5 protein-coding genes are annotated in these 4,752 nt (G+C 73.0%); 2 read left to right on the top strand and 3 right to left on the bottom strand.

Annotation, left to right across the window (positions count from 1 at the left end):
- Positions 1 to 78 precede the first annotated feature (78 nt).
- On the top strand, positions 79 to 909 hold the full coding sequence (locus AOK15_RS36280; RefSeq protein ID WP_055522758.1) for a maleylpyruvate isomerase family mycothiol-dependent enzyme: 831 nt from the start codon (positions 79 to 81) through the stop codon (positions 907 to 909).
- A 107-nt stretch (positions 910 to 1,016) separates the two neighbouring features.
- Here the strand turns inward: AOK15_RS36280 and AOK15_RS36275 are convergent, their stop codons facing one another.
- The 3 genes from AOK15_RS36275 to AOK15_RS36265 all read right to left on the bottom strand — a co-directional run bounded on the left by AOK15_RS36275 (position 1,017) and on the right by AOK15_RS36265 (position 3,960).
- Positions 1,017 to 1,682, bottom strand: coding sequence for a response regulator (locus tag AOK15_RS36275; protein ID WP_055522756.1), 666 nt, complete (start codon positions 1,680 to 1,682; stop codon positions 1,017 to 1,019).
- A gap of 99 nt (positions 1,683 to 1,781) precedes the next feature.
- Positions 1,782 to 3,053 carry a sensor histidine kinase gene (locus AOK15_RS36270; RefSeq protein WP_420877024.1) on the bottom strand — a complete coding sequence of 424 codons (1,272 nt, stop codon included), beginning with the start codon at positions 3,051 to 3,053 and terminating at the stop codon, positions 1,782 to 1,784.
- 193 nt (positions 3,054 to 3,246) lie between these two features.
- Entirely contained in the window at positions 3,247 to 3,960 is a 714-nt protein-coding gene (locus AOK15_RS36265) for a TetR/AcrR family transcriptional regulator (RefSeq protein ID WP_055522760.1), read from the bottom strand.
- A 142-nt stretch (positions 3,961 to 4,102) separates the two neighbouring features.
- On the opposite strand from AOK15_RS36265, the gene AOK15_RS36260 reads away from it, so the two are divergent.
- Entirely contained in the window at positions 4,103 to 4,552 is a 450-nt protein-coding gene (locus AOK15_RS36260; RefSeq protein ID WP_055522754.1) for a nitroreductase family deazaflavin-dependent oxidoreductase, read from the top strand.
- The last annotated feature ends 200 nt before the right edge of the window (positions 4,553 to 4,752 follow it).

Below are 4,752 nucleotides of genomic sequence, written 5' to 3'. Positions count from 1 at the left end.
GGGGGAAGGGGGAAGGGGGCGCAGCACGCCGCTGTCGGTCGTCCGCCCGGACCGCACTCCATCCGGCAGACTCTCGCCATGGACACTGCCGAACACATGAGAACGGTGGACGAGGAGGGCCGTCTGCTGGCGGCGGCCGCGCGTGAGGCCGGCACCGGCGCCGAGGTCCCGACCTGCCCCGGCTGGCGGGTACGGGACCTGCTGCGGCACACCGGAACCGTGCACCGGTGGGCGACGGGCTTCGTCGCCGACGGGCACCCCGTGCCGCGCGCGCCGGGGGCGGAGCCCGAACTGGACGGTGAACCGCTGGTGGCCTGGTACGAGGAGGGGCACGGCAGGCTGGTCGACACCCTGCGCGCCGCACCGGCCGATGTCGCGTGCTGGAGCTTCCTGCCCGCGCCGTCCCCGCTGGCCTTCTGGGCCCGCCGTCAGGCGCACGAGACGACCGTGCACCGCGCCGACGCGCAGTCCGCGCTCGGCGGCACACCCACCGGGCCCGCGGCGGCCCTCGCCGTCGACGGCATCGACGAACTGCTGCTCGCCTTCCACGCTCGCCCGAGGAGCCGGGTACGCACCGACGAGCCCCGTGTCCTGCGGGTGCGGGCGACGGACACGGGCGTCGTCTGGACCATGCGCCTGAGTCCGGAGCCACCCGTCACCACCCGCACAGCCACCCTCACCGGCCCGCACGGGGGCGCGGAGCGGGGGCCGGACGCAGACATGCACATGAACGCGAACGCGGAGCTGGATGCGAACGCAGACCTGAATGTGGACGCGGACTGCGAAATCACCGGCCCCGCGTCACAGCTCTATCTCTCCCTCTGGAACCGCGTACCGTTCCCGTCCGTCACCGGCGACCCATCGCTCGCCGCACTGTGGCGCGACAACTCAGGCATCATCATGGGCTGATCGTGGGCTGATCATGGCCACGGCGCCGCCTGCCGGGGAAGTCCCCTACCCGACCCGCTGATGTCGCGCCACCGGTCCGGGGAGCGCCCTGGTGGAAGCCGTCCGCGTCAGCCCAGCCAGCCCGGCCGGACCAGCCCGGACTCGTAGGCCAGCACCACGAGTTGGGCCCGGTCGCGGGCACCCAGCTTGACCATGGTGCGGCTCACATGGGTCTTGGCGGTCAGCGGGCTGACGACGAGCCGCCGGGCGATCTCGTCGTTCGTCAGGCCGATACCGACGAGGGCCATCACCTCCCGCTCCCGTTCGGTGAGCCGGGCGAGGGAGGCCGCGGCCGAGGGCTCCTTGGAGCGGGCCGCGAACTCCGCGATCAGCCTGCGCGTGACACCGGGCGACAGCAGCGCGTCGCCTTCGACCACCGCCCGTACCGCGCGCACCAGTTCCTCCGGCTCGGTGTCCTTCACCAGGAAGCCCGACGCCCCGGAACGGATCGCCTCGAAGACGTACTCGTCCAGCTCGAAGGTGGTCAGCATGACGACCCTGACCCCTTCGAGCTCCTGGTCGTCGGTGATGCGCCGGGTCGCGGCCAGCCCGTCCAGCACGGGCATACGGATGTCCATCAGCACCACGTCGGGGCGCAGTTCGCGCGCCTTCCGCAGCGCCTCCTCGCCGTCGGCGGCCTCCCCGGCCACCTCGATGTCGGACTGTGCGTCGAGCAGCGCCTTGAACCCGGCCCGCACCAACGACTGGTCGTCGGCAAGCAGTACACGGATCACCGCTCCTCCTCCGTCTCGCCGCTCACCGGTCCGCCTCGCCCTCTCGGATCACCGGCCCGCCCCGCCCTCGCGCATCACCGGCTTTCCTCGGTCTCGCGGTCACCGGTCCACCTCGGTCTCGCGGGGCGCCCGCACGGGCAGTACGGCGAGTACTCCGAACCCCCCGTCGGCACGCGGTCCCGCCTCGATGGTCCCACCGAGCGCGGCGGCCCGCTCCCGCATTCCGACGAGCCCGTTGCCGCCGCCCCCGGCGTCGGTTCCGGTGGCGGGCCCGTCGTCGTCGATCCGCAACCGCAGCTCACCGCCCCCGTGGTCGAGGATCACGCGCGCGTGCCGCGCACCCGAGTGCCGTACGACATTGGTGAGGGCCTCCTGGACGATCCGGAAGGCGGCGAGGTCGGTGCCCGGCGGCAGTGGGGGCGGCTCGCCCTCGATGTCGACGGTCAGGCCCGCGTCGGCCGCCTGCGCGACGAGTTCGGGCAGCCGGTCGAGCCCCGGCGCGGGGTCGCGCGGCGCCTCACCGGGCGACCGGAGGGTGCCGAGGACCTGGCGGACCTCTCCGAGGGCCTCCTTGCTGGCCGCCTTGATGGTGATGAGGGCCGTGCGCGCCTGTTCGGGGTCGGAGTCGAGGAGCGCGAGGCCCACGCCCGCCTGGACGTTGATCACGGAGATGCTGTGGGCGAGGACGTCATGCAGTTCGCGGGCGATCCGCAGCCGTTCCTCGTCCGCGCGCCGCCGGGCGGCCTGAGCCCGCTCGGCCCGTTCACGGGCCCACTGCTCACGCCGCACCCGGGCCAGCTCCGAGAGCGCGAGGATCGCCACGCCCCAGGCCACGACCACGCCCTCCTGCACCCAGCTCGCCGCGTCGTCCCCGCCGGGCGGCAGCCACGCGTACAGCCAGTGCGCCACCAGGACGTGCCCCGCCCACAGCGCGCCCATCGCCGTCCAGGCGGCCTTGCGGTGCCCGGTGACGACGGCGCTGAAGCAGCCCACGGCGACCGTGAGGAACACCGGGCCGTACGGGTAGCCGGCGCCCAGATAGACCATGGCGGTCGCGGCCGTGCCGAAGACGACAACCACCGGCCGCCGCCAACGCCACAGCAGCATGAGGGTGCCCAGGAGCAACAGGACGCGGGCGAAGGGGTCCAGAAGGGCGCGCTCGCCCTCCTGCATGTCAGCGGCCGCGTTGGAGCCGACGAGCACGAAGACGGTGAACGCCAGGGTCGAGCGCCAGGGCCAGCGGGGTCGCGACGCGTCACCGTCCGGGCGGTTCCACCACGGCGGCGCCCCGTGCCAACGGTGCCGACGCCCACCACCGCCCCATACCGGGGAACCATCCTCTCCCGCACCCTGCTCTGCCATGACGGCCACGCTAGACGCCGGGCCCCGCCCCCGGCGTCACCCGAGCGAGGTGATCACACATACTCCCCGGGACGTACGCCGACCCGACCCGACCACCCCTGGGCTGCCTCGCCTCGCGTCGAGCGCCCCCGGGCCTCGCGTCGAGTGACCCGGGGCCTCGTCGAGAATGCCTGCGGGCCTCGTCGAGCGGCCCCGGCGCGTCTCAGTGCTCCTTCGCGCCGGACTGCGGGTACACGAGGCCCACATGGTGGGCGAGCTGGCCCGCCGCATGACGGAAGAACGTCCCCCGGTCCTCGACCACCCGGTTGAACTGCCCGAACACCTCGAAGTTGACCAGCCCGAACAGCTGCGCCCACGCCCCGATCAGCACGACGACCACCTCCGGCGGCAGATCGGGGGCGAGGTCCTCGGCCATACGCCGCGCCTCGGGCCGCAACTCCGCGGGCAGCTTCCACTGGGCGACACCCTTGTCCTGGTAGGCGTCACGCACGATCCCGATCATCAGCAGCCCGACCCGCGCGGCGGCCGGCACGGTCGTCGAGGGCGCGGTGTAGCCGGGCACCGGCGAGCCGTAGATCAACGCGTACTCGTGCGGCCGCGCCAACGCCCACTCCCGCACCGCCTCGCACACGGCGACCCACTGCCGCGCCGGACTCTCCCCGCTCACCTTCGCGTACGCCGCCTCGGCGGCCTCACCGAGGGAGTCGTACGCGTCGATGATCAACGCGGTGAGCAGCTCGTCACGGCTCGGGAAGTAGCGGTAGAGCGCCGAGGAGACCATGCCCAGCTCGCGGGCGACGGCGCGCAGCGACAGCTTGGCGGCGCCCTCGGCGGCGAGCTGTCTGCGCGCCTCGTCCTTGATCGCGGCGGTGACCTCGGTCCGGGCGCGGGCGCGGGCTCCTTGTGCGGTGCTCATGCTCAGCAGTGTGCCACAGAGGCAGAGCACTGCACACAATCGAGAGCACTGCTCTTGCTTTGGAGCACCCGTCTCGTGCACACTGCTCTCAAGCGAGAGCACCGCTCTCTCAATGGCTCACCGAGCGCCCCAGGAGGGGACCATGTCGTCGACCCACTACATCAAGGTCAGCGCCGTCGACCGCGCCGTCAACAACGCCATCGGCTGGCTCGCCCGGCGAGGCGTCAGCTTCCTCGGCACGGCGGAACTGTCCGTGCGCGGCCGTAAGAGCGGCGAGTGGCGACGCCTGCCCGTGAACCCGCTGCCGTACGAAGGCGGCCCCTACCTCGTCTCGGCGCGCGGCCACTCCGAGTGGGTCCGGAACATGCGGGCGGCAGGCGGCGGCCGGCTCCAGGTGGGGCGCCGGGTGCAGGAGTTCACGGCGGTCGAGCTGCCCGACGAGGAGAAGCCGGTGGTCCTGCGGACCTACCTCAAGAAGTGGGGCTGGGAGGTGGGCCGCTTCTTCGGTGACGTCAACGCCGACTCCACGGACGAGGAACTGCTCGCCGCCGCCCCGAAGCACCCCGTCTTCCGGATCACCATCAAGAAGTGACCGGCCGCAAGCACGGACCGGACCACGGCGCAACGCAGCGCAACGCAACGCGACGCGACCGGGGTCGGCCCCCGCCCGGCCCCGGCCCCGACCGCACCTCACCCCTCACACACCCCGGATCCCCGGAGCCCCGTCCAGCCGGCCCAGCCCTGAGCCCCAGCCCGCCTAACGGTCGAACGCCGTCAGCGCGCGCTGGGCGA

Source organism: Streptomyces ossamyceticus (assembly GCF_001418475.1).
Taxonomy (GTDB): Bacteria; Actinomycetota; Actinomycetes; order Streptomycetales; family Streptomycetaceae; genus Streptomyces; species Streptomyces ossamyceticus.
This window is presented reverse-complemented; position numbering and strand designations above follow the sequence as displayed.

What these genes read in the sequence shown, in the direction of transcription:
- AOK15_RS36280 (WP_055522758.1), top strand. Translation starts at nt 79, where the DNA reads ATGGACACTGCCGAACACATGAGAACGGTGGACGAGGAGGGCCGTCTG.
- AOK15_RS36265 (WP_055522760.1), bottom strand. Translation starts at nt 3,960, where the DNA reads ATGAGCACCGCACAAGGAGCCCGCGCCCGCGCCCGGACCGAGGTCACC.
- AOK15_RS36260 (WP_055522754.1), top strand. Translation starts at nt 4,103, where the DNA reads ATGTCGTCGACCCACTACATCAAGGTCAGCGCCGTCGACCGCGCCGTC.